Annotated in this window: 35 protein-coding genes; 8 read left to right on the forward strand and 27 right to left on the reverse strand. The window is 40.0% G+C overall.

Features of this window, described 5'->3' with window-relative positions; all coding sequences use genetic code 11:
* Positions 1–24: 24 nt before the first annotated feature.
* From rpsN to ftsY, 18 genes are all read right to left on the reverse strand, one after another.
* Positions 25–330 carry a 30S ribosomal protein S14 gene (gene rpsN / locus INP95_RS01875; protein WP_005695094.1) on the reverse strand — a complete coding sequence of 102 codons (306 nt, stop codon included), beginning with the start codon at positions 328–330 and terminating at the stop codon, positions 25–27.
* A gap of 11 nt (positions 331–341) precedes the next feature.
* The gene (gene rplE / locus INP95_RS01880) at positions 342–881 is read right to left on the reverse strand and encodes a 50S ribosomal protein L5 (protein WP_005695093.1); all 540 of its coding nucleotides are present in this window, start codon (positions 879–881) and stop codon (positions 342–344) included.
* Between the two features lie 17 nt (positions 882–898).
* Positions 899–1,210 (reverse strand): 50S ribosomal protein L24, encoded by a 312-nt coding sequence (gene rplX, locus INP95_RS01885; RefSeq protein ID WP_005695092.1) that lies wholly within the window; start codon positions 1,208–1,210, stop codon positions 899–901.
* Positions 1,211–1,223: 13 nt separating this feature from the next.
* Entirely contained in the window at positions 1,224–1,595 is a 372-nt protein-coding gene (gene rplN / locus INP95_RS01890; RefSeq protein WP_005619403.1) for a 50S ribosomal protein L14, read from the reverse strand.
* A gap of 239 nt (positions 1,596–1,834) precedes the next feature.
* Positions 1,835–2,092 (reverse strand): 30S ribosomal protein S17, encoded by a 258-nt coding sequence (rpsQ, locus tag INP95_RS01895; protein WP_005695091.1) that lies wholly within the window; start codon positions 2,090–2,092, stop codon positions 1,835–1,837.
* Positions 2,092–2,283 carry a 50S ribosomal protein L29 gene (gene rpmC / locus INP95_RS01900; RefSeq protein WP_005695090.1) on the reverse strand — a complete coding sequence of 64 codons (192 nt, stop codon included), beginning with the start codon at positions 2,281–2,283 and terminating at the stop codon, positions 2,092–2,094. Before rpmC ends, rpsQ begins: the two co-directional genes overlap by 1 nt.
* The gene (gene rplP, locus INP95_RS01905; RefSeq protein ID WP_005695088.1) at positions 2,283–2,693 is read right to left on the reverse strand and encodes a 50S ribosomal protein L16; all 411 of its coding nucleotides are present in this window, start codon (positions 2,691–2,693) and stop codon (positions 2,283–2,285) included. Before rplP ends, rpmC begins: the two co-directional genes overlap by 1 nt.
* 13 nt (positions 2,694–2,706) lie before the next feature.
* Positions 2,707–3,414 (reverse strand): 30S ribosomal protein S3, encoded by a 708-nt coding sequence (gene rpsC / locus INP95_RS01910; protein ID WP_005640982.1) that lies wholly within the window; start codon positions 3,412–3,414, stop codon positions 2,707–2,709.
* Positions 3,415–3,431: 17 nt separating this feature from the next.
* A complete protein-coding gene (gene rplV, locus INP95_RS01915) occupies positions 3,432–3,764 on the reverse strand; it encodes a 50S ribosomal protein L22 (protein WP_005625897.1) in 333 nt (110 codons plus the stop codon).
* 11 nt (positions 3,765–3,775) lie between these two features.
* Positions 3,776–4,051, reverse strand: a complete 276-nt coding sequence (gene rpsS, locus INP95_RS01920) for a 30S ribosomal protein S19 (protein WP_005539416.1) — start codon at positions 4,049–4,051, stop codon at positions 3,776–3,778.
* A gap of 24 nt (positions 4,052–4,075) precedes the next feature.
* Positions 4,076–4,897 carry a 50S ribosomal protein L2 gene (rplB, locus tag INP95_RS01925; RefSeq protein WP_005640979.1) on the reverse strand — a complete coding sequence of 274 codons (822 nt, stop codon included), beginning with the start codon at positions 4,895–4,897 and terminating at the stop codon, positions 4,076–4,078.
* 17 nt (positions 4,898–4,914) lie between these two features.
* On the reverse strand, positions 4,915–5,214 hold the full coding sequence (rplW, locus tag INP95_RS01930; RefSeq protein ID WP_005632756.1) for a 50S ribosomal protein L23: 300 nt from the start codon (positions 5,212–5,214) through the stop codon (positions 4,915–4,917).
* Positions 5,211–5,813 carry a 50S ribosomal protein L4 gene (rplD, locus tag INP95_RS01935; RefSeq protein WP_005695085.1) on the reverse strand — a complete coding sequence of 201 codons (603 nt, stop codon included), beginning with the start codon at positions 5,811–5,813 and terminating at the stop codon, positions 5,211–5,213. The genes rplW and rplD overlap by 4 nt, the downstream gene beginning before the upstream one ends.
* 15 nt (positions 5,814–5,828) lie before the next feature.
* Positions 5,829–6,455, reverse strand: a complete 627-nt coding sequence (rplC, locus tag INP95_RS01940; RefSeq protein WP_005632753.1) for a 50S ribosomal protein L3 — start codon at positions 6,453–6,455, stop codon at positions 5,829–5,831.
* Positions 6,456–6,471: 16 nt separating this feature from the next.
* Positions 6,472–6,783 carry a 30S ribosomal protein S10 gene (gene rpsJ / locus INP95_RS01945; protein ID WP_001181005.1) on the reverse strand — a complete coding sequence of 104 codons (312 nt, stop codon included), beginning with the start codon at positions 6,781–6,783 and terminating at the stop codon, positions 6,472–6,474.
* A gap of 330 nt (positions 6,784–7,113) precedes the next feature.
* Positions 7,114–8,046 carry a permease-like cell division protein FtsX gene (ftsX, locus tag INP95_RS01950; protein ID WP_070776255.1) on the reverse strand — a complete coding sequence of 311 codons (933 nt, stop codon included), beginning with the start codon at positions 8,044–8,046 and terminating at the stop codon, positions 7,114–7,116.
* A gap of 9 nt (positions 8,047–8,055) precedes the next feature.
* Positions 8,056–8,712, reverse strand: a complete 657-nt coding sequence (gene ftsE / locus INP95_RS01955; protein ID WP_049364690.1) for a cell division ATP-binding protein FtsE — start codon at positions 8,710–8,712, stop codon at positions 8,056–8,058.
* Positions 8,713–8,726: 14 nt separating this feature from the next.
* Positions 8,727–10,184 (reverse strand): signal recognition particle-docking protein FtsY, encoded by a 1,458-nt coding sequence (ftsY, locus tag INP95_RS01960; RefSeq protein ID WP_197560792.1) that lies wholly within the window; start codon positions 10,182–10,184, stop codon positions 8,727–8,729.
* Positions 10,185–10,282: 98 nt separating this feature from the next.
* On the opposite strand from ftsY, the gene rsmD reads away from it, so the two are divergent.
* Together rsmD and trmL are read left to right on the forward strand one after the other, a co-directional pair.
* Positions 10,283–10,867 (forward strand): 16S rRNA (guanine(966)-N(2))-methyltransferase RsmD, encoded by a 585-nt coding sequence (gene rsmD, locus INP95_RS01965; protein ID WP_197560793.1) that lies wholly within the window; start codon positions 10,283–10,285, stop codon positions 10,865–10,867.
* 9 nt (positions 10,868–10,876) lie between these two features.
* Positions 10,877–11,353, forward strand: coding sequence for a tRNA (uridine(34)/cytosine(34)/5-carboxymethylaminomethyluridine(34)-2'-O)-methyltransferase TrmL (gene trmL / locus INP95_RS01970; RefSeq protein ID WP_197560794.1), 477 nt, complete (start codon positions 10,877–10,879; stop codon positions 11,351–11,353).
* A gap of 430 nt (positions 11,354–11,783) precedes the next feature.
* Here trmL and INP95_RS01975 read toward each other — a convergent pair whose 3' ends face one another.
* Together INP95_RS01975 and INP95_RS01980 are read right to left on the reverse strand one after the other, a co-directional pair.
* Positions 11,784–12,539: a DeoR/GlpR family transcriptional regulator gene (locus tag INP95_RS01975; RefSeq protein ID WP_197560795.1), complete on the reverse strand. Its 756-nt coding sequence runs from the start codon at positions 12,537–12,539 to the stop codon at positions 11,784–11,786.
* A gap of 21 nt (positions 12,540–12,560) precedes the next feature.
* On the reverse strand, positions 12,561–13,136 hold the full coding sequence (locus INP95_RS01980) for a rhomboid family intramembrane serine protease (RefSeq protein WP_197561025.1): 576 nt from the start codon (positions 13,134–13,136) through the stop codon (positions 12,561–12,563).
* Between the two features lie 96 nt (positions 13,137–13,232).
* On the opposite strand from INP95_RS01980, the gene INP95_RS01985 reads away from it, so the two are divergent.
* Positions 13,233–13,550 (forward strand): DUF5389 domain-containing protein, encoded by a 318-nt coding sequence (locus tag INP95_RS01985; RefSeq protein WP_197560796.1) that lies wholly within the window; start codon positions 13,233–13,235, stop codon positions 13,548–13,550.
* 103 nt (positions 13,551–13,653) lie between these two features.
* Here INP95_RS01985 and pgdx read toward each other — a convergent pair whose 3' ends face one another.
* Positions 13,654–14,379, reverse strand: a complete 726-nt coding sequence (gene pgdx, locus INP95_RS01990; protein WP_049364685.1) for a hybrid peroxiredoxin PGdx — start codon at positions 14,377–14,379, stop codon at positions 13,654–13,656.
* A 131-nt stretch (positions 14,380–14,510) separates the two neighbouring features.
* Between pgdx and oxyR the strand changes: the two genes are divergently transcribed.
* Positions 14,511–15,416 carry a DNA-binding transcriptional regulator OxyR gene (gene oxyR / locus INP95_RS01995; protein ID WP_197545010.1) on the forward strand — a complete coding sequence of 302 codons (906 nt, stop codon included), beginning with the start codon at positions 14,511–14,513 and terminating at the stop codon, positions 15,414–15,416.
* 25 nt (positions 15,417–15,441) lie between these two features.
* Positions 15,442–16,065: an HTH-type transcriptional repressor FabR gene (gene fabR, locus INP95_RS02000; RefSeq protein WP_014064558.1), complete on the forward strand. Its 624-nt coding sequence runs from the start codon at positions 15,442–15,444 to the stop codon at positions 16,063–16,065.
* A 67-nt stretch (positions 16,066–16,132) separates the two neighbouring features.
* Here fabR and INP95_RS02005 read toward each other — a convergent pair whose 3' ends face one another.
* Complete coding sequence (locus INP95_RS02005) at positions 16,133–16,951, reverse strand: 5'-nucleotidase, lipoprotein e(P4) family (protein WP_197545011.1); 819 nt, start codon at positions 16,949–16,951, stop codon at positions 16,133–16,135.
* Between the two features lie 251 nt (positions 16,952–17,202).
* Here INP95_RS02005 and ftsB point away from each other — a divergent pair, with 251 nt between their 5' ends.
* From ftsB to ispF, 3 genes are read left to right on the forward strand one after another with little or no spacing between them, the layout of a single operon-like run.
* Positions 17,203–17,481 carry a cell division protein FtsB gene (ftsB, locus tag INP95_RS02010; protein ID WP_014064556.1) on the forward strand — a complete coding sequence of 93 codons (279 nt, stop codon included), beginning with the start codon at positions 17,203–17,205 and terminating at the stop codon, positions 17,479–17,481.
* On the forward strand, positions 17,481–18,164 hold the full coding sequence (ispD, locus tag INP95_RS02015) for a 2-C-methyl-D-erythritol 4-phosphate cytidylyltransferase (protein WP_197560797.1): 684 nt from the start codon (positions 17,481–17,483) through the stop codon (positions 18,162–18,164). The genes ftsB and ispD overlap by 1 nt, the downstream gene beginning before the upstream one ends.
* Positions 18,161–18,637, forward strand: a complete 477-nt coding sequence (ispF, locus tag INP95_RS02020) for a 2-C-methyl-D-erythritol 2,4-cyclodiphosphate synthase (RefSeq protein ID WP_049369923.1) — start codon at positions 18,161–18,163, stop codon at positions 18,635–18,637. Before ispD ends, ispF begins: the two co-directional genes overlap by 4 nt.
* A gap of 58 nt (positions 18,638–18,695) precedes the next feature.
* Here the strand turns inward: ispF and mscL are convergent, their stop codons facing one another.
* From mscL to fmt, 5 genes are all read right to left on the reverse strand, one after another.
* Complete coding sequence (gene mscL, locus INP95_RS02025; protein WP_049364681.1) at positions 18,696–19,082, reverse strand: large-conductance mechanosensitive channel protein MscL; 387 nt, start codon at positions 19,080–19,082, stop codon at positions 18,696–18,698.
* 78 nt (positions 19,083–19,160) lie between these two features.
* On the reverse strand, positions 19,161–20,537 hold the full coding sequence (trkA, locus tag INP95_RS02030; RefSeq protein ID WP_197560798.1) for a Trk system potassium transporter TrkA: 1,377 nt from the start codon (positions 20,535–20,537) through the stop codon (positions 19,161–19,163).
* Positions 20,534–21,349: a glycosyltransferase family A protein gene (locus INP95_RS02035; RefSeq protein ID WP_197560799.1), complete on the reverse strand. Its 816-nt coding sequence runs from the start codon at positions 21,347–21,349 to the stop codon at positions 20,534–20,536. The genes trkA and INP95_RS02035 overlap by 4 nt, the downstream gene beginning before the upstream one ends.
* Entirely contained in the window at positions 21,350–22,687 is a 1,338-nt protein-coding gene (gene rsmB / locus INP95_RS02040; RefSeq protein ID WP_197560800.1) for a 16S rRNA (cytosine(967)-C(5))-methyltransferase RsmB, read from the reverse strand.
* On the reverse strand, positions 22,687–23,643 hold the full coding sequence (fmt, locus tag INP95_RS02045) for a methionyl-tRNA formyltransferase (RefSeq protein ID WP_049384350.1): 957 nt from the start codon (positions 23,641–23,643) through the stop codon (positions 22,687–22,689). Before fmt ends, rsmB begins: the two co-directional genes overlap by 1 nt.
* Positions 23,644–23,689: the final 46 nt, after the last annotated feature.

The raw sequence follows: 23,689 nt of genomic DNA on the forward strand, positions 1-23,689 counted from the left end.
CCGATTCCAAAATAAAGTGGTATATTACCAGCTCGCTTTTCTAAGGCCTGGGATCTCGCCGCGCATAGCAGCTTCACGAACCTTAATACGGCTTAAACCAAACTTACGTAAAACGCCGTGAGGACGTCCAGTTTGGCGGCAACGGTTACGTTGACGACTAGGGCTAGAATCACGTGGTAAAGTTTGTAATTTTAACACTGCATTCCAACGATCTTCGTCAGAGGCATTGACATCAGAAATGATTTTCTTTAATTCTGCACGTTTAGCGAAGAATTTTTCAGCCAATTTAACGCGTTTTACATCGCGTGCTTTCATTGATTGTTTTGCCATTATAACCTGCCTTATTTACGGAATGGGAAATTAAAGGCAGCAAGTAGTGCTTGACCTTCTTCATCATTCTTAGCAGTAGTTGTGATAGTGATATCTAAACCACGTACACGATCTACTTTATCGTAATCGATTTCAGGGAAGATGATTTGTTCACGCACACCCATGCTGTAGTTACCACGACCATCAAATGATTTCGCGCTTAAACCGCGGAAGTCACGAATACGTGGAACAGCAATTGTAATTAAACGTTCAAAGAACTCCCACATACGCTCACCGCGTAGTGTTACTTTACAACCGATTGGATATCCCTGACGGATTTTAAAGCCAGCAACAGATTTACGAGCTTTAGTTACTAAAGGTTTTTGACCGCTAATTGCTGCTAAGTCCGCTACTGCGTTGTCTAGCAATTTCTTATCGGTCAATGCTTCACCCACACCCATATTCAGGGTAATCTTTTCGATTCGTGGGACTTGCATGACAGATTTGTAGCCGAATTTATTTTTTAACTCGTTTACTACTTGATCTCTGTAGTAATCATGCAGTTTCGCCATCGCATTACTCCAGTTTGTTAGATAATTTCATTGTTAGATTTGAAGAAACGTACTTTCTTGCCGTCTTCGAATCTAAAACCTACACGGTCAGCTTTGTTTGTTTTTGGATTGAAAATCGCAACATTAGAAGCATCGATAGCTGCTTCTTTTTTCACTAAACCACCAGCTTGTCCTAAAGCAGGAACTGGTTTTTCATGTTTAGTGATGATGTTGATACCTTCAACAAACACTTTACCGTTTGGTAACACTTTAGTTACCTTGCCACGCTTGCCTTTGTCTTTACCGGCAAGTACGATTACTTCATCGTTTTGACGAATTTTTGCAGCCATTTCTCACTTCTCCTTACAGTACTTCTGGTGCCAAAGAAATGATCTTCATGAATTTCTCAGAACGAAGTTCACGAGTCACCGGTCCAAAAATACGAGTACCGATTGGTTGCTCTGTGTTATTGTTTAAAATTACACAAGCGTTACCATCGAAGCGAATGACTGATCCGTCTGGGCGACGAACACCCTTCTTGGTGCGCACAACAACTGCTTTTAATACATCACCTTTTTTAACTTTACCGCGTGGAATTGCTTCTTTCACAGTAACTTTGATGATATCACCAATAGCAGCATAACGACGGTGCGATCCACCTAGAACCTTGATACACATTACGCTGCGAGCACCAGAGTTATCGGCAACATCCAGCATAGTCTGTTCTTGGATCATATTTTATGCTCCGTTAAGTTAATAATACACCCTTGCGGGACGAACCTATCCATGCCTTATAAAGATATATGGCGGATAGGTGGCGGAGTTTACCAAAATCAAGCTAGAAACGCAATCAAAATTTTATGCTTAAATTAGTGTATTTAAAGTGCGGTCAAATTTTCATGACTTTTTAGCAAGTTTTGGAAAGAAAAAAGCCAACGGTATAAACCATTGGCTTTTATTTTTTAACTTGTTAATTAAGCAATAACTGCTTTCTCAACAACACGAACTAAAGTCCAAGATTTGGTTTTAGAGAGAGGGCGACATTCGCGAATCTCTACTACATCACCTAATTTGGCTTCGTTGTTCTCATCGTGTACGTGTAATTTAGTTGTACGACGGATAAATTTACCGTATAACGGGTGTTTTACCTTACGTTCAATAGCAACAACGAAAGATTTTTCCATTTTGTCGCTAACAACTTTACCTTGTACGCTACGAATTTTATCAGTCATTACTCACCCGCCTTCTCAGTTAAAATGGTTTTAACACGTGCGATATCACGACGCACTTGTTTAGCCTGATGGGTTTGTTGAAGCTGACCGGTGGCTGTTTGCATACGCAATTTGAATTGTTCACCTAAAAGGTTCACTAACTCATTATTCAGCTCTTCAACACTTTTTGTACGTAAATCTTGAGCTTTCATTACATCACCGTCTTAGTTACGAAGGTAGTCTTGATTGGCAATTTAGCAGCTGCTAATGCAAATGCTTGTCTTGCGATCTCTTCTGACACACCATCCATTTCATAAAGTACTTTACCCGGTTGGATTAAGGCTACCCAGTACTCAACGTTACCTTTACCTTTACCCATACGGACTTCTAATGGTTTTTCAGTAATTGGTTTATCTGGGAAAACACGAATCCAGATTTTACCTTGACGTTTAACTGCACGTGTCATTGCACGACGAGCCGCTTCAATTTGACGAGCGGTTAAACGACCACGACCAACTGCTTTTAACCCGAATGTACCGAAACTAACTTCAGTACCACCCGCGATACCACGGTTACGGCCTTTGTGAACTTTACGGAATTTTGTACGTTTTGGTTGCAACATTTAGCGTTTCTCCTTACTTACGACCTTTGCCACGCGGAGCCTTTTTAGGCTTGTCGGCAGGTTGTTGTTCTGATTGCGCAACTGCAGCCATTCCACCCAAAATTTCACCTTTGAAGATCCATACTTTAACGCCAATTACGCCGTATGTAGTATGAGCTTCTGCAGTGTTATAATCGATGTCCGCACGAAGAGTATGTAGAGGTACACGACCTTCACGATACCATTCAGAACGTGCGATTTCTGCACCACCTAAACGCCCGCTAACTTCAACTTTGATACCTTTAGCACCTAAACGCATTGCGCTTTGTACCGCACGTTTCATAGCACGACGGAACATTACACGACGTTCTAATTGAGAAGCGATGCTGTCTGCAACTAATTTTGCATCTAATTCCGGTTTTTTCACTTCAGCAATGTTGATTTGAGCCGGAACGCCAGCGATTTGAGATACTGCGTTACGTAATTTTTCAACATCTTCACCTTTTTTACCGATAACGATACCAGGGCGAGCTGTGTGAATTGTTACACGAATACTTTTCGCTGGACGCTCAATAGTAATACGTGAAACCGAAGCGTTTGCTAATTCTTTAGTTAAGAATTTGCGTACTTTGAAGTCACCGTCAAGATTGTCGGCGAAATCTTGTGTATTCGCGAACCAAGTAGAGTTCCAAGGTTTTACAATACCTAGGCGAATACCATTTGGATTTACTTTTTGACCCATTGCTATTCCTCTACTTATTAACGATCTGACACAACCACAGTGATGTGGCTAGTACGTTTTAAAATACGATCTGCACGACCTTTAGCACGTGGCATAACACGTTTCATGCTAGGACCTTCGTCAACGAAGATTTTAGCAACTTTAAGATCATCGATATCTGCACCATCATTATGCTCTGCGTTAGCAATAGCAGACTCTAATACTTTTTTCACCAAAGCCGCAGCTTTTTTGTTAGTAAAAGTTAAGATTTCTAATGCTTGCGCAACTTTTTTACCACGAATTAAATCGGCAACTAAGCGAGCTTTTTGGGCAGAAGTGCGAGCGTAACGATGTTTTGCGATAGTTTCCATCTATTTACCTCTTATTTCTTAGCTTTCTTATCTGCCGCGTGACCGCGGTATGTACGAGTCGGTGCAAATTCACCTAATTTATGGCCGATCATTTCATCAGATACATAAACAGGAACGTGCTGACGACCATTATGGACTGCGATGGTCAATCCGATCATTGAAGGAATGATCATTGAACGACGGGACCAAGTTTTGATTGGTTTTTTATCCCCGCTTTCCACCGCCTTCTCTACCTTCTTCAACAAGTGTAGGTCAAGGAAAGGACCTTTCTTGAGAGAACGTGGCATGGCTTATCCTCTTATTAATTTAAATTATTTGCCACGACGACGTACGATATATTTATCAGTACGTTTGTTGTGACGAGTTTTCTTACCTTTAGTTTGAACGCCCCAAGGAGTTACTGGGTGTTTACCAAAGTTACGACCTTCACCACCACCGTGTGGGTGATCTACTGGGTTCATTGCTGTACCACGAACTGTAGGGCGAATGCCTCTCCAGCGGTTAGCACCAGCTTTACCCAATACGCGAAGCATATGTTCTGAGTTACCAACTTCACCGATTGTAGCAACACATTCAGCTAATACTTTACGCATTTCGCCTGAACGTAAACGTAAAGTTACGTAGTTGCCTTCACGAGCGATGATTTGTACATAAGCACCAGCAGAACGAGCGATTTGACCGCCTTTACCTGGTTTTAATTCAACGTTATGTACTGTTGAACCAACTGGGATATTACGCATTGGTAATGAGTTACCCACTTTAATTGGTGAGTTAACGCCAGATTGGATTTGATCGCCAACTGACAAACCTTTAGGTGCTAAGATATAACGGCGTTCACCATCTTTATAAAGCACTAAAGCAATGTTAGCTGAACGGTTTGGATCATATTCTAAACGTTCAACAACCGCTGGGATATCTAACTTGTTACGTTTGAAATCGATTAAACGGTAATGTTGTTTATGACCACCACCGATGTGGCGAGTGGTAATACGACCATAATTGTTACGACCACCAGTTTTAGATTTAGTATCTAGAAGAGGCGCGTAAGGTTTACCCTTGTATAATTCAGGGTTCACGATTTTAACAACGTGACGACGACCAGCGGAGGTCGGCTTACATTTAACGATAGCCATTCTCTAATTTCCTCCGATTACTCTGCACTGTCCACGAAGTCCAAGTTTTGGCCTTCGGCTAAAGTTACATAAGCTTTTTTCCAGTCGCTGCGACGACCCATTTTGTTACCACGGCGTTTAGTTTTACCTTTAACAACCACAGTACGAACTGAGTCAACTTTTACTTCAAATAATTGAGCAACAGCAGCAGCAATTTCAGCTTTGTTCGCATCTAAAGCAACTTTAAGTACAACAGTGTTAGATTTTTCAGCATTGTTAGTTGCTTTTTCAGAGATGTGCGGTGCACGTAGCACGCTTAGCAAACGTTCTTGACTCATGCTAGGATCTCCTCAATTTGTTTCACAGCGTCAACAGTAACAATCACTTTATCGAAAGCGATTAAGCTAACTGGATCGATACCTTGAACATCACGTACATCAACTTTATATAAGTTACGTGCCGCTAAGAATAGATTTTCATCTAAACTTGCTGTGATAATTAACGCATCTTCAACTGCTAAATCTTTTAATTTTTGTACTAATACTTTAGTTTTTGGTGCATCTAATTCGAATTTTTCAACAACAACCAAACGGTCTTGACGAACTAATTCAGAAAGAATGCTTTTGATAGCACCACGGTACATTTTCTTGTTCACTTTTTGGCTGTGATCTTGTGGTTTTGCCGCGAAGGTTGTACCACCAGAACGCCAGATTGGTGATTTGATATCACCAGAACGAGCACGACCTGTACCTTTTTGACGCCAAGGTTTTTTACCTGAACCAGACACTTCAGCACGAGTTTTTTGCGCACGAGTACCTTGACGAGCACCTGCTGCATAAGCAACAACAACTTGGTGAATCAAAGCTTCGTTAAACTCACGTCCGAAGGTAGTTTCAGAAACAGTTAGTGCGTTTGCACCTACAACTTGTAATTCCATCTCTATCTCCTAGACTTATGCTTTAACTGCCGGCTTAACGATAACATCGCCATTGATAGCACCAGGTACAGAACCTTTTACTAATAGCAATTTACGCTCAGCATCTACACGAACAACTTCAAGTGATTGAACGGTTACACGCTCAGCACCTAAATGTCCTGCCATTTTTTTACCTTTAAACACACGACCTGGAGTTTGGTTTTGACCAATAGAACCAAGTACACGATGTGATAAAGAGTTACCGTGTGTAGCATCTTGAGTACGGAAGTTCCAACGTTTAACACCACCTTGGAAACCTTTACCTTTAGAAGTACCAGTAACATCTACTTTTTTAACATCTGCAAAGATGTCAACATTGATTTCTTGACCTAAAGTGAATTCTTCACCTTCAGTACGAAATTCCCATAAACCGCGACCAGCTTCAACACCTGCTTTCACGAAATGGCCTGCTTCAGGTTTAGTTACACGATTCGCTTTTTTAGAACCAGTAGTAACTTGAACTGCAGTATAGCCATCGTTTTCAAGAGTTTTAACTTGAGTTACGCGGTTGGCTTCGATTTCGATAACGGTAACTGGTACAGAAACACCGTCTTCATTGAAGATACGGGTCATACCAACTTTACGACCGACTAAACCAATCATTGTAATAACCTCTTAATTAACCTAGGCTGATCTGCACGTCCACGCCGGCAGCCAAATCTAAACGCATTAATGCATCAACAGTTTTTTCTGTTGGCTCTACGATATCTACTAAACGTTTGTGTGTACGAATTTCGTATTGGTCACGCGCGTCTTTGTTCACGTGTGGAGAAATCAACACGGTGAAACGCTCTTTACGAGTTGGTAAAGGGATTGGACCACGAACTTGTGCACCAGTACGTTTAGCTGTTTCTACGATCTCCGCAGTAGATTGATCGATCAAACGGTGATCGAAAGCTTTTAAGCGGATACGGATTCTTTGGTTCTGCATTAGACCAGAGCTCCAATAAAATTTAGCTAATAAAAAACTAACACCAATCACAATTCTAACTTCAAAATAGAAAAGGAGGTGTAAGTTACCTGTTATATAGTCTCCAAATCGGAAACATTGTTAGTATTACATATCGTAATACTCGTTTAATAAATGATTACATTAAACGGCTTTCAATATCTGAAAGCCCGTGGATATTACACAAAAACACCTAATTATGCAAGCTTTTTGTTCAATTAATTTCCACATACAAAAAGTGCGGTCATTTTCCCCGAATGTTTTTCAGCTGAAAACACGACAAAAAATGACCGCACTTTATATAAGTAAAATTTATAGTTTGTTATCTAACATTGCAATATGTCTTGTTGCTGCAATCCATGCACCAACATACCCCATAATCAAGCAACTTACTAATAAGAAGATCAGCTCGCCTACACCTAATCCATTGAGCTCAAATGTAACTGCAAAGATATCCGTCACATACTTCACCGCTGAAGTAAAGTACCCGACAATAAGACTGCTAAATAGCGCTGCAATCAATCCGCCCAACACCGCGTAAATCATGCCAGTATAAAGATAAGGACGAAGAATAAATTGATCCGTTGCACCTAATAGCTTCATCACATCAATACTCGCACGACTGCTATAAACATCGGATCGAATGCTATTTCCGATAACAAGGAATACAGCTATTGTCATTAACACCGTGCAGAAAATTGCCACGTGTGCAAAAAGCCACGAAAGTGCGGTCAATTTTTCCATCCAATCATTATCTAGTCGAACTTCTTGCACGCCTTTAATTTTATTTAAATTTGCGCGTAACTCAGCTCGTTTTTCTGATTCATTAAATGCTTTAGACGGTTTCACCATCACCACCGCCGGCAATGGGTTGTCATCTAAAATTTCTAACTCTTCACCAAAACCAGACCAACTTTTAAATTCTTTCAAACTGTCTTGGCGAGAAACATAATTTAACGATTCAACACCTTCTTGCTGACGAATTTTTTCTACCACTAAGTTAGCATCTTCTTCACTTAAATTTTTATGTAAATAGATTGTGAGCTCGCTTTCCGGATAAAATTGAGTCGTCGCTAAGTGTAAATTTTTCCATAACAAATAGCTCACCGTTGGAATCGTTAGAGACACGGCAATCACAAGAATTGTTAGTAATGTACCAAATTTACGTTTTACTAAATCGTTCAAAACAGAACGCAAAGTATAAGCAGTTTGCACGCCAAAAGAAGCATCAATACGTCTTGTCATTTTTTATCCTTAATAGCGTAAGTAGCCTTGTTCAAGCACAAGACATGGTTTTGGTTTTTGTTGAATTAAATTGATATCGTGTGTCGCAATTAACACCGTCATGCCTAAACGATTAAACTCTTCAAACAGATTGAAAATCCCTAAGGAAAGTTCATCATCAAGGTTACCTGTAGGCTCATCCGCTAATAAAAGTTGCGGTTTATGTACGATTGCACGTGCGATATCCACGCGTTGTTGCTCCCCACCTGAAATTTGTGGCGGCATATAATTGGCTTTACTACGTAAGCCCACACGATCTAATGCAACCAATGCGCGTGTATGCGCTTCTTTCGGGTTCATTCCCGCAATAATCAATGGCAACGCCACATTTTCTGCCACGCTACGATCCGTTAATAGACGGTAATCTTGGTGAACCATGCCGATTTGACGACGTAAAAATGGGATTTCATACTTAGACAAACGCGTAATATCATGACCATTAAACCAAATATTACCAGCATTCGCCTTTTCCATTCCCATGATTAATTTAAGCAAGGTACTTTTACCTGCGCCTGAATGCCCAACAAGATAAGTCATACTTCCGACAGGAAGATGAAAATTCAAACCCTGCAAGGCCGGCTGAGTCGCACCGTGATAAGCTTTAGAGACATTTGAAAATCGAATCACTTTATTATTCCTTTTTATTCTTCATTTTCGTGAACAAACAATGCTTCAATAAATTCTTCTGCATTAAATTCGCGTAAATCTTCAATCTTTTCACCCACACCAATATAACGAATTGGTAAATTAAACTGATCTGCAATGGCGAAAATTACCCCACCTTTTGCTGTACCGTCTAACTTGGTTAATGAGATACCGGTTAGTCCAACTGCTTCATCAAAGAGTTTCGCTTGGCTAATTGCATTTTGTCCTGCACCCGCATCAAGAGTAAGCATAATTTCGTGCGGTGCCGTTTCATCGTATTTTCTCATGACGCGAACAATTTTCTTCAATTCATCCATGAGATTATTTTTATTTTGTAAACGTCCTGCCGTATCCGCAATTAAAACATCAATGTTACGTGCTGCGGCAGATTGCATCGCATCAAAAATCACCGACGCAGAATCTGAACCCGTACTTTGTGCCACCACCGGAATATTGTTACGCTCCCCCCACACTTGAAGTTGTTCTACTGCCGCCGCACGGAAAGTATCCCCTGCTGCTAACATGACTGATTTACCTTCATTTTGGAATTTACGAGCTAACTTACCAATTGTGGTTGTTTTACCTACACCATTCACACCAACCATTAAAATAACATATGGTTTTTTAGTCGTATCAATAACTAGCGGCTGCGCGACAGGTTTTAAGATCTCCGCCATTTCAACTTTAAGTTGTTGGTAAAGTAATTCTGCATCTTGTAATTGTTTACGACTTGCATGCTCGGTTAAATTCTTAATGATTTTATTCGTTGTTGGCACACCAATATCGGCAATTAAAAGCTGCTCTTCCAACTCATCAAACAAATCATCATCAATTTTTTTACCTAAAAAGAAAGATCGGAAACCCGCACCAATATTTTGCTTGGTTTTGAGTAAACCTTTAACTAAACGGCTGAAAAAGCCACCTTCACTTGGTTTTTCTTGTGTTTCGGTATCGATCTCTGAACGTAATTCGTCTTTAACATCGTCAACAATTTCAGATTCAATCTCCGCTTCAACCACAGGAAGATCTTCAATGACATTATCTGGTTCAATAATGCTTTCTGTTGGCTCTTCTGTAGGAAGTGCGGTTGAAATTTCTTCTGTTTTTGCCGTTTCTTCATCAATTGTTTCAATCACCGGTGTATCTAAAACAGGTTCAATATTGACCGCACTTTTAGGTGAAATCACTTCTTCTACGATAGGTTCAAGATGCTCAACAACGATCTCTTCTGCTTTCTCTTCTTGCAGTTGTTCAGCTAATTCCTGTAATTCTTCCTGTTCAACTTTCTCTAATTGAACGTTCTCTTCAGCGTGAACAATTTCTTCCTCAGGTGAAACCTCGGTAGGTTCTACAGATGGCTCTTCAATAATTGGCTCAATTTTTTGTTCTTCTTGCTTTTTATTGCGACCAAAAAGGGAGGCCCAAAATCCACCTTTTTTCTTTTCTTCTGACATAAATTCTTCTCTTAAACACAAATCTGTAAAAAATACTGCCTATTCTAGCAAAAAATCGTCTAAACTAAGCACAATTTTCACTAAAAATCTGTTTCTTTATGAAAAAAATGCAAGTTCAAAATGCCAAAGGCGAAGTTCGAATCATCGCAGGTCTTTGGCGAGGGCGAAAATTACCGGTTTTAAATGCGGAAGGTTTGCGTCCAACAGGCGATCGCGTAAAAGAAACCTTATTCAACTGGTTGATACCTTATATTGTAAATAGCCATTGTCTTGATTGCTTTGCGGGCAGTGGCTCACTTGGCTTTGAGGCCCTTTCTCGCCAAGCGAAACAGGTGACGTTTTTAGAGTTAGATAAAAATGTGGCAAATCAATTAAAGAAAAATTTGCAAACACTAAAAACAACGAGTGAACAAGCTCAGGTAATCAATCAAAATAGCTTAGAATTTTTAAAACAAGCGCAAAATCAACCGCACTTTGATGTGGTATTTTTAGATCCACCTTTCCATTTTGGTTTAGCAGAACAAGCAATAGATCTCTTAGAGGAAAAGAATTGGTTGTTACCTCGTGCGTTGATTTATGTGGAAACAGAAAAAGACAAACCGCTTAGCGTGCCTGACAATTGGCAATTACTAAAAGAAAAAACTACAGGTATGGTGAGTTATCGCCTGTATCAAAAAGATTAGGAAATGATTATGTTAGATATTGTGTTATACGAACCTGAAATTCCTCAAAATACGGGGAATATTATTCGTCTTTGTGCCAATACTGGCTTTCGCCTTCATCTAATCGAGCCGCTTGGCTTCACCTGGGATGATAAAAAATTACGTCGCTCGGGTTTGGATTATCATGAATTTGCAGAAATCAAAAAGCATAAAACCTTTGAAGCTTTTTTAGAAAACGAAAAACCGAAACGTCTTTTTGCACTTACAACCAAAGGTAGTCCTGCACATAGCGAAGTACAATTTGAATTAGGGGATTACTTGATGTTTGGTCCTGAAACACGTGGTATTCCCATGTCTATTTTAGATAGTATGCCAATGGAGCAAAAAATCCGGATTCCTATGACCGCAAATAGCCGTAGCATGAACTTATCTAACTCGGTAGCCGTGACGATTTATGAAGCTTGGCGACAGCTAGGTTATGAAGGCGCTGTGAATTTAAATCGATAAAAAATCAGTAAAATAGCCGCTTATTTTCTAAACAAAAATAAGTGGCTTTCTTTTTGCATTTAAATTGTGATCTCGATCACAGATTTGTAATTTTAATATTCCCTTTTTTTAAAAACAGCAGTATAAATAAATTACATTTAGAGAGGGATCTCGATGTACTCCACTTGATCTATCAAGATCTTGTCTTTCTTGACTCTTCAAGCAAACCTTCCCCGTAGTCCTAAATAAAGAATTGGCAGTCGAATGATTTGTCGTCCGTTTTTATCCCTAAAATTTAATAATTTAATATGCAGCAAAATTAGCCTTATCTCATATTAATAAGGATGTTGGCATGAATGGGGTTAATTTTGGATTGGTCGAAACAGCAGTGGCTAAGCATGGATGCCTACAAAAAAAGTGCGGTCAATTTTGGCCGCACTTCCTATTTCTATCATTTGCAAATCACTAACTTTGTGTTGCTATTTTCTAAATAATCCGCAATTTGTTTTGGCACATCATCAGTGAAAAGATAATCTACATCTTTAAGCTCACCCAATCGCACAATCGCTTGTCGAGAGAATTTCGAATGGTCGGTCGCTAATAACGTTTGGCGAGAGCTTTCTATAATGGCTCGTTTAACTTGGACTTCGTGATAATCATAGTCCAATAATGAGCCATCAAGGTCAATCGCACTAATACCCAGAATCCCGAAATCTAAACGGAATTGCGAAATAAAATTAACCGTTGCCTCACCAATAATTCCCCCATCCTTACGCAAAGAACCACCCGCCATCGTAATATCAAAGGTTTCATTTTGACGTAATAAATGAGCCGCATTGAGATTATTTGTCACAATGCGTAAACGTTCATGATTTAACAAGGCACTTGCTACCGCTTCAGGCGTGGTTCCAATATCAATAAATAAGGAGGCACCATTTGGAATACGTTTTACTACCTCACGGGCAATAGCACTTTTTTGGGAAGGGAAAAATTGTTTACGTTCAATATAATCGGAATTCTCTGCGGTAGAAGAAGGTGCCGCACCACCATGATGGCGTCGAATTAAATCTTGTTCCGCAAGGATGTTCAGATCGCGACGAATCGTCTGAGGGCTTACATCCAGCTCTACCACCAACTCTTCTGTGCTGGCATAGCCTTTTTGCGTCACAAGCTCAATAATTTTCTGATGGCGTAATGATTGCTTCATATAAATGCCTATAAATTTGAATTAGCTAAACGATTTAGCCTTAATTTTACTCTGCAGAAATCCCCAAACTAATCCTAAGATAAAGCCTGAAATATGAGCTGCGTTGCCTATATTAATACCAAAAAGCGGACTAATAAAGCCAAATACAAGCCCTACCAGTAACATTGTAAAAAAACCTTCCGGTAAGTCAAAGCTATGCGGATGCAATTTGTCCACCACCAACACATAACCTAACACCGCATATACGACGCCAGATAATCCGAAAAAGGCTGGACCGGTAAAGTAATTCTGTACAGCGCCACTCACTGCAGCAGACACTAAGACCAATAATAAAAAATGGAAAGAACCAAATCGGCGTTCAATCGCACCACCAAATAACCAGAACCACGAAAGATTAAATAAAATATGCGGTACCGACAAATGAACAATAGCATGAGTGAAATAGCGCCATACTTCCTGATCTTCCCAAGAATAAGCAGGATAATGGAATAAATCAATAATTGGCTCTTCAAACCCGACATTCTGCAAGAGATAAATCACCGCGCAAAGTGCGGTCAAAATAAACGTGATTTTTTGTGCGCTCAATGTGCGTTTCAATACTTTTCTCTCTTCTGGCACATCGGTTTCACTATCAAATAAAGATGGCATTTGTTATATTCCTTTTTATTTTTCGTCAATCATATAAGGTTCATTATGAAAAAACAAACTATGCCGACAGGATTTAGTGGCTTCGCTTGGGGACTTGCGGCATTTTGTTTACCCATTTTACTGTGGCCCATGGCCTCTCTGCTTTCTACTTCTTTTGTGAAAAACCCTACACTGAGCGATTTTCAGATCGATCTTTTCTCGATTATCTTTTGGGTGTATCCCTTTGTTTTAGTTTTGATTGCACGTTTGCTTTATAAACTGCACCAGCGCAAACCTAAACTTGCCGTAAAATTATTACTGCTAAGTGCGGTCATTTTTTACATTGTTTTAGTTTCGGTTTGCTACATTGGCTTTAATGCTTAAGAATATAAAAACAAAATCACAAACAACAAAAAGGGAGCTTTCGCTCCCTTTTACATTATGTTCCTAATAATCAAAAATATAAAAAATACCTATTTGCAATCAATTATGCAAAGTATTTTTCTAAATCGTCGCTACCACCGATGTGTTTACCACCAATAAATACTTGTGGCACAGTTGAACGACCAGAAACTGCACGTACACTCACGATTGTTGCATCGTGACCTAATACGATTTCTTCAAAGCTTAAACCTTTATCGCGTAAAAGTTGTTTTGCTTTCGCACAATATGGGCAACCAGGTTTAGTGAAGATTGAGATTGATTCTTGCACTTGGTAATTTGGTGCAATGTATTTCAACATGGTATCTGCATCCGATACTTTAAATGGATCGCCTGGTTCATTTGGTTCAATAAACATTTTTTCAACTACGCCATTTTTCACAAGCATAGAATAACGCCAAGAACGTTTACCAAAACCTAAATCATCTTTTCCAACTAACATGCCCATACCTTCAGTGAAAGTACCGTTACCATCTGGAATGAATTTCACGTTATGTGCTTCTTCAGCTTCTTTCCACGCATTCATAACAAACGTATCATTTACTGATACAACTAAAATATCATCTACACCATGTTGTTTGAAAACGGGTGCGAGTTCGTTATAACGTGGTAAGTGAGAAGATGAACAAGTTGGCGTGAAAGCACCTGGTAATGAGAATACAACAACTGTTTTGTTATCAAATAATTCAGATGTAGTCACATCAACCCATTGATCACCTTGACGAGTACGAAATGTAACTTGTGGGACTTTTTTTCCTTCCATATTAGACATAATGTGTCTCCTCTGTTAGTTAAATGAATTTGCCTTAAAAACTTGATAGGCATTATAGAAAGTTTTGTGATATAGTTACAATCAATTAATTCTATCCTTTTAATTGACATATTCTATAAAGTGAGAACCCTATGAATATTCGTGATTTAGAATACTTAGTTGCCCTTTCTGAATTCAAACATTTCCGTCGAGCGGCGGATTCTTGCAATGTTAGCCAACCCACTTTAAGTGGCCAAATCCGCAAACTCGAAGATGAGTTAGGCATTATTTTACTTGAACGTACGAGCCGTAAAGTGCTCTTCACGCAATCGGGCATGTTACTTGTGGAACAAGCTCGCACTGTATTACGTGAAGTAAAATTACTTAAAGAAATGGCTAGCAATCAAGGTAAAGAAATGACGGGGCCATTACACATTGGACTCATCCCAACTGTTGGTCCTTATCTACTACCTTACATTGTACCAACATTGAAAGAAACTTTCCCTGATCTTGAAGTATTTCTTTACGAAGCTCAAACCCATCAATTATTAGAACAATTAGAAACGGGCCGCCTAGATTGTGCGATTGTCGCTCGCGTACCCGAAACTGAAGCGTTTATCGAAGTGCCTATTTTTGATGAAAAAATGTTACTCGCTGTATCCGACCAACATCCTTGGGCTTCAGAAAGTAAAATTGCCATGAATACCTTAAAAGGGCAAGAAATGCTTATGTTGGATGATGGGCATTGCTTACGTAATCAAGCACTCGATTATTGTTTTACGGCCGGTGCTAAAGAAGACTCTCACTTCCAAGCCACTAGCCTTGAAACGTTGCGTAATATGGTGGCAGCTAATGCAGGCATCACCTTTATGCCAGAACTTGCTGTATTAAATGAAGGCACACGTGCAGGTGTAAAATATATTCCTTGCCATTCGCCAGAACCGTCTCGTACTATTGCGCTTGTTTACCGCCCAGGTTCACCGTTACGTAATCGTTACGAACGCGTTGCAAATGCAATCAGCGAACAAGTTAAATCGATTTTAGCGAATAAAAAATAATTTATCATAAGCTGAGGAAAACCAAATGGCTGGTGTTCGAGCAATTCAAAAAGAAAAAACCCGTCGGGCCTTAATTGATGCCGCATTCAATCAGTTGAGTGCAGAAAAAAGCTTTTCTAATTTAAGCTTACGTGAAGTTGCGCGCGAAGCGGGCATTGCACCAACTTCTTTCTATCGCCACTTTAGCGATATGGATGAGCTCGGATTAGAAATGGTAGATGAAGCAGGTTTAACCCTCCGTCAATTAATGCGCCAAGCGCGTAAACGCATTGATGCCGGCGGCAGTGTCATCCGTGTTTCTGTTGAAACCTTTTTTGAATTTATCACTCACAGCACCAACGTGTTCCGTTTGCTCTTACGTGAAAGTTCGGGCACATCTCAAGCTTTCCGTACCGCAGCTGCCCGCGAAATCAAACACTTTGTCGATGAATTGGCCGAATATATTGCGAAGAAAAATCACTACTCTCAATATGTCTCTTATGTTCAGGCAGAAGGCATGGTAACCATCGTTTTCACGGCAGGCTCCAATGCCTTAGATATGACTAAGGCTGAACAAGACTTGCTAAAAGAGCGTGTTATCTTACAACTTCGTATGCTTGCCAAAGGTGGCGACTTCGCTGCCCATAAAGAAAAAATGATGCGAAAATAGACCGCACTTTTCGACTAAAACAAAACACCCGCATCTCTGCGGGTGTTGCTTTATTTAAAACAGGAGATTATTTACCATCCCAAGCTTTAATCGCATCTAAACGTGCTTTCACTTTGCTGCTTGAATCACCTTTGAAGTAATCTTTTGCTAAACCACCTTCAAAACCGCCGTAGTTCGGGTTAGGTAAAACGATGAATGTTTTACCAAATTTCGCTTTGTTTTGTGCAACGAAATCACGACGTTCTGCATTTTGTTTACCGTAGATCGCATCACCGAAGTCATCGAGGTTATCACCTACATAAACGACGATTTCATAACCTTGTTTTTCAATTTCTTCAAAACGTGCTGCTTTTGGTGATTTATCTTTTTTCAAGTAAAACGCTGAGTCTTCAACACCATTAAAACCTAAACGTTTCATGTCATCGATCGTACCTGCTTTTTCATTGCTTTCTTTACGATTAGAAACGTAGAACATTTTACCGCCGTGGGTATTTACATAGTTATTGAATTCTACTGCGCCTGGTACAACACCTGATTGACGAGCTTCTACCCAACGAGTCCAGTCTTTGCCATCAAATGGTTTATTGTTTTGAACTTGCCAACCTGCATAAGGGCTGTTATCTAACATAGTTTCATCTAAGTCCACCACAACAGCTTTTTTCTTACCTTTTTTCACTTTAGCGTGATCAAATGCCACTTTTGCCGCATTGTATGCTTGGTAAGAAAGGGCTTGGTATTCACCTGATTGTTGAATCCAGTTAAGACCTAATACCGCTTGTTGTTGAAGCTGTGCATCTGCTTCTGCGCTCTTATCTTGAGTCGCACAACCGGTTAAAATAAATGCTGACATCGCTGCAATAGCGGTAAGTTTTAATGTTGTTTTCATTGATTTTTCCTTCTGTTAAAAAGTCATAATGACAGGCAAAAGTATAACAAGCCTATTTGGGCAGTGACTATGGGTTTATCAAACTTTATAACTAATTTGTGAGATAGATCACATTTTTCATTTTGAAGTAATCTAACAAGCCCGATGAAATCATTTCAAAAATCATCTTATTTTTTAACCGCACTTTTTCATCGCATTTCGCTGTATTTCACGGTAAACTATCCCCAGTTTTCAGAAATAATAGGTAATTTATGCGTCTTTTCATTGGAATTTTAGTGGGTATTCTCGTGCTATTTCAGTACGATCTTTGGTTTGGTAAAAACGGCTATTTTGACTACAAAGATGTCGAAGCTCAAATCAAAGAGAATAAAGCTGAAAATGAAAAGCTCTCACAAAGAAATCAAATGATTTCCGCCGAAATTCAAGGATTAACAAAAGGCTTTGAATCTATTGAAGAGCGTGCACGCATGAGTCATGATATGGTCAAACCAAACGAAGTGTTCTATCACATCGTCAAAGAGCATAAATAATGAACCGCGAAATTATTGCCGTCATTCCTGCTGCGGGTGTTGGAAGCCGTATGCAAGCAAACAAACCGAAGCAATATCTGAAAATCCTAGACAAGACGATTCTGGAACATACGCTCTCAGTCATTCTATCCCATCCTGCAATCAATCACGTTATCCTTGCGGTGGGAAAAAATGATCCCTATCTTTCTGAAATTACCTTATTCCCTCATCAAAACATCTCCCTCGTTGAAGGGGGGGAAACACGCGCTGAGTCAGTTCTAAATGGACTCAACGCGATCAAAAATGACCATGCTTGGGTGTTGGTGCATGATGCAGCCAGACCTTGTTTAACACATCAAGATTTAGATAAATTGCTCCAAATCGATGATGAGCAAGGTGCTATTTTAGCTATTCCGGCGGTCGATACGATTAAACGCGCGAATAAACAACAAAATATTATTAAAACAGAAGATCGCTCCGAACTTTGGCTTGCTCAGACGCCTCAATTTTTCCGTTGCGATCTATTAAGAAATGCACTTAAACAGGGGCTTTCTCAAGGCGCCAATATTACAGATGAAGCCTCTGCGATGGAACTTGCCGGATTTCAACCGCACTTAGTTGCAGGACGAAGTGATAATATTAAAGTTACACGTCCAGAAGATTTAGCTTTAGCCGAATTTTATTTAACAAGGAAAACACTATGATACGAATTGGACATGGGTTTGATGTTCATGCCTTTGGTGAAGACCGCCCTTTAATTATTGGTGGCGTTGAAGTGCCTTACCACACTGGGTTTATTGCCCATTCTGATGGTGATGTCGCCTTACATGCCTTAACAGATGCTTTATTAGGTGCAGTAGCATTAGGTGATATTGGTAAACTCTTCCCTGATACCGATATGCAATATAAGAATGCAGATAGCCGTGTTTTATTACGAGAAGCATTCCGCCAAGTACAAGCAAAAGGCTATAAGGTCGGTAATGTGGACGTGACCATTATTGCTCAAGCCCCTAAAATGCGTCCGCATATCGATGCAATGCGAGCGAAAATTGCGGAAGATTTACATTGTGATATTGAGCAAGTCAATGTGAAGGCAACTACAACAGAAAAACTTGGCTTTACAGGCCGAAGTGAAGGCATTGCTTGCGAGGCCGTCGCATTATTATTAAAAGCTTAAATTTTAGGTAAAAGAAAAGGTTGGTAAAATACCAACCTTTTTTATTTGGATTAAATTCTTATTGTTTTTTTAATAAATCGCGAATTTCAGTAAGTAATTCTTCTTGTGAAGGACCTTTTACTTCTTCTACTGGTTTTTTCACTTTGTTGATACCTTTGATCATCATGAAGATTGCGAATGCAATGATGATGAAATCAAAGACGTTTTGAATAAATACACCGTAGTTTAAGGTTACTGCTGGGGTTTCACCTACAGCTTGAGCTAACGTGATTTTCAAATCTTTGAAATCCACGCCACCAGTTAAAATACCTAATACAGGCATCACTACGTCACCGACAAGTGAACTTACGATTTTACCAAAAGCACCACCGATGATCACACCGACTGCCATATCTACTACGTTGCCGCGCATTGCGAATTCGCGGAATTCTTTAAGAAAGCTCATAAAATTTCCTTTTGTGTTGGTTTAAAAAATTAAAAGAGTGCGTATTATAGGTTTTCAGATTAAAAAGTAAACTGTTATTTAAATAAAAAATGCACTTGGTTGGAATAATTTTTCAATTTCTGACACAGATTTCTTGTCATTAATATAAACAATCACATTATCGCCTTCTTCAATAACAACCTGACGACGAGCAATGATTACTTCATTTTTACGTAAAATTGCCGCAATCATCGCCCCTACAGGCAGCTTAATATCGCCAATTTGTCTTCCTACCACATTGGATGTTGTCGCATCGCCATGTACAACAAGTTCAATGGCTTCTGCAGTACCATGACGCAAAGAGGCCACATTTTTGATATCCCCTTTACGTACATGGCCTAATAACGCTGAGATTGTCGCTTGTTGTGGTGAAACCGCAATATCAATGGTTCCGCCCTGAATCAAATTGATATATGCCATTCGTTGAATAAGCACCATGGCTTTTTTAGCCCCTAGGCGTTTTGCCAGTAACGCCGACATAATATTGGCTTCATCATCCGCACTTAGAGATAAAAAGACATCAACGCTCTCAATATGCTCTTCAAAAAGTAAATTTTGATCAGAAGCATCACCATGGAAAACCAGGGTTTTAGAGAGTCTTTCTGCTAAAACTTTCGCTTTTTCTCCATCACGCTCAATGAGTTTTACTTGATACTTATCTTCTAGCTGTTTTGCTACACCTGAGGCAATATTCCCGCTGCCAACAATCATGATACGCTTGTAGGTTTTCTCAAGGCGTTGCAACTCACTCATCACCGCTTTAATGTGCTCTGTCGCACAAATGAAGGTAATTTCGTCTCCCGCCTCAATAATGGTCGAACCTTGCGGGCGAATTAATTTATCATTACGTAAAATTGAAATGATACGGCAATCAATATGTGGCATATGCTCTTTAAAAGCGGATAACGCATAGCCTACTAATGGACCGCCGTAATACGCTTTTACGATCACAATGCTAATTCGATTATTGGCAAAATGCGCCACTTGCAACGCACCTGGATAAGCAATTAAGCGTGTAATCTCATCTGTAACTAAATTCTCTGGCGAAATCAGATGATCGATTGGTACGTTTTCATCATTAAATAATTTATCTTTCTCACGCAAATATTCCGCATTACGAATACGTGCAATACGGGTTGGTGTGTTGAAAAGTGTATATCCCAACTGGCAAGCAATCATATTAGTTTCATCAGATGCGGTTACGGCAACCATCAAGTCTGCATCTGCTGCCCCAGCATCTCGTAAAATCTTGGGTGAAGAAGGCGAACCTTTAACCACACGTAAATCATGCTTATCTTGCAAATTCTGCAAATGTTGAGATTCATTATCTACCAGTGTGATGTCGTTATCTTCACTCACTAAATTTGCCGCAAGTGTTGTGCCTACTTGCCCTGCACCTAAGATGATTATTTTCATTCTGTTCTCTCCACAACCAAAGGTCGGATGCCAATTTCAGCTGAATTTAGACCGCACTTTAATGCCTCAATACGGCGACAAATAGTCGATGTGACTTGTTCAGCTTCTGCCATTTTTTCGGCTGTAATCGCTGGATCTTGTTTACTAAATAACAGGCCATCGAGTAAACGCTCCGCATGCATGCCTTCACGACAAAAATGCAACACACCCACATCTTCAAATAAGGTCGCCACTTTTGCCGTTTTAGTGGTTGCAATGCCCAAGGCTCCATCTTCACCGCCGAGCTCTCGGAATAATTGATGTGTTGGAAATCCGCCACACGCTAAGAAAAAAGCTTTATTGAAAACGATATTTCCCCCGCAGGTCATGCGCATATATTGCCATGCCTGATCAAAATTAGGGTGTTCCGCATAACGTTGGGCTAAATTTATCGGTTTTAATGCTAATCTCACGACTGAAGTATCTGGCTGAAAATGAAAGGTTGCCGCAGCTACTTCTAATGCACCAGGTTCATATGCATCATCTGCATCTAAAAACGCGACAAAATCGACCGCACTTTTAGCCGAGAGCATCGCACCCCAATTTCGAGCCATTGCAACACCACTATTTTTCGGCATTTGCTCGATAGAGATTCTGTCAGGATATTGTTCTGCAAGCTGTAAGGCTAATGCAAATGTATTATCTGTCGATGCATCATCAATCAGCCAAAGGTGACCAAGATTATTTTGCTGCAACACAGACTCTACTGCACGAACAAGCGTGTGTTCAGTGTTATAGCAAGGAATGACGACATCAATTAAAGGCAAATTCATTTAAGCCGACCGTTTTCTCAATTTTGCATAATAGAACCCATCACCGCCATTCTCTTGTGGCAGGAATTGGATTCCAATCGTATTTTCCGTTTGTTCAAACGGCAATGGCATTAATTCTGCATCGGGTGTTTCAGCTAAAAAATGCTGTATTTGCTGACTGTTCTCATCAGGAAGCACCGAGCAAGTCGCATAAAGCAAAATACCATTAGGTTTTAATTTTGCCCACAGCGCTTTTAGAATTTGTCCTTGCAAAGCAACCAATTGAGCAATATCTGTTTCTTGACGTAACCATTTAATATCTGGATGACGACGAATCACGCCCGTTGCTGAGCAAGGTGCATCTAATAAAATACGATCAAAGGATGCTCCACTTAAACCTATTTCTGAGAGCCACTTTTCTGGCTCGGTCGCATCACCACAAACAATTGTCGCCTGCTGATTCAAACGGGCAAGATTTTCTTCAACACGTCTTAAGCGATGAGCCTCGACATCAAGCGCAATCACTTTCGCTTGTGGCGCCATTTCTAAAATATGCGTAGTTTTCCCACCTGGCGCCGCGCAAGCATCTAAAATTAATTCACCATTTTGTGGCTCAAGCAATAAAGCAGACCATTGGGCATTGAGATCCTGAACTGTCACTGCGCCTTGTTCAAAATTTGGTAGTTTTGAGACAGAAAGTGGTTGAGCTAAGCGCAGAGCATGTGGATTATCACATTCAAATGCTGCTATCTCTTGCTTTTCCAACAAAGTGCGGTAAGTTTTCGTGTTATTTTGCTGTTGATTGACCCGTAACCACATTGGTGGCTTTTGGTTATTCGCCTCAATAATTTCACGCCAATTCGGATAAGCTTTTTTGAGTTTATTCACAAACCATTCAGGATGAAGCGTTTGCCAATGCTTATCGACTACAGCAAGAATATCCTCTTGCTCCCGTAAGAAACGACGCAATACACCGTTAACTAAACCACGGAAACTGTCCGATTTTAATGATTTTGTGGCATTCACTACTTCATCCACTGCAGCATGAGCGGGCACACGCATATAAAGTAATTGGTACAATCCTACTAATAACAAGCAATGTACAATACGGGTCTTACCCTTCAATGGCTTATCTAATAGTTTTTTTATAATATTTTCTAAACGAGGTAATACGCGACAAATACCAAAGGTGATTTCCTGTAATAAAGGTAAATCCTGTGGTTTTACCTGCGATTGCACTTCAGGAAGCAACGTTGATAAGGACTTACCTTGATCTAAAACCTGTAAAATCACTTGAGCAGCAATAGCGCGTACCGAAAGTGCGGTCGATTTTTCCGTTTTTTTTCGTTGAAATACCATTAGTTTAGAACCTTACCAACCTGGAACCAATCTGCTCGACCATTGAGGAAGTCTTGCACAGACATAGGTTTCTTGCCTGCGGGCTGAAGTTGCAATAAATTTAAAACGCCTTCTTTCGTGGCAATTTGGATACCTTTTTTATCGACACTTAAAATCGTCCCAGCTGGTTTATCTACATGTGGCAACACGGCTGCAGCATAAACTTTTAAGGTTTGTTCATTACCCTGCTCATCAGTTAATTGTAGGAAACTAATCGGCCAAGGATTAAACGCGCGAATATTGCGTTCAAGCTGGGCTGCCGATAGCGACCAATCTAATTTAGCCTCTTCTTTGGAAAGTTTCTCTGCATAGTTACTTTGGCTATCATCTTGTTTTTCTGCAGTGAATTTCCCTTCTTCCAAATGATCCAAAACATCAATCAATGCAGCTGGCGCAATTTCAGCTAATTTATGGTAAAGCGAGGTTGAGGTTTCTTGTGCATCAATATCGCAATACACTTTGTGTAACATATCGCCAGTATCCAAACCCACATCCATTTGCATAATCGTCACACCGGTTTGTTGATCCCCTGCCCAAATAGACCGCTGAATAGGTGCAGCACCACGCCAACGTGGCAAGAGAGAACCATGCACATTTAAACAACCTAAACGAGGCATATCCAACACTGCTTGAGGTAAAATCAAACCATAAGCAACAACAACCATTACATCAGCATTTAACGCTTTAAGCTCTGCTTGTGCGTCTTCTTTACGTAAGGATTTTGGTTGATAAACAGGAATTTGATGCTGTTCAGCTAATTGCTTTACAGGACTCGCCTGTAATTTTTTACCTCGACCAGCCGGTTTATCTGGCTGCGTATAAACAGCAATAATATTGTGATGTGAATTTAAGAGTGCAGCAAGATGCTGTGCTGCGAAGTCCGGCGTACCGGCAAAGATGATATTCAATGGTTTCATAATGTTCTACGTTATGGCGTTGATAGGAAAAGTGCGGTCATTTTAT

It is taken from the genome of Haemophilus parainfluenzae (assembly GCF_014931375.1).
Classification (GTDB): domain Bacteria; phylum Pseudomonadota; class Gammaproteobacteria; order Enterobacterales; family Pasteurellaceae; genus Haemophilus_D.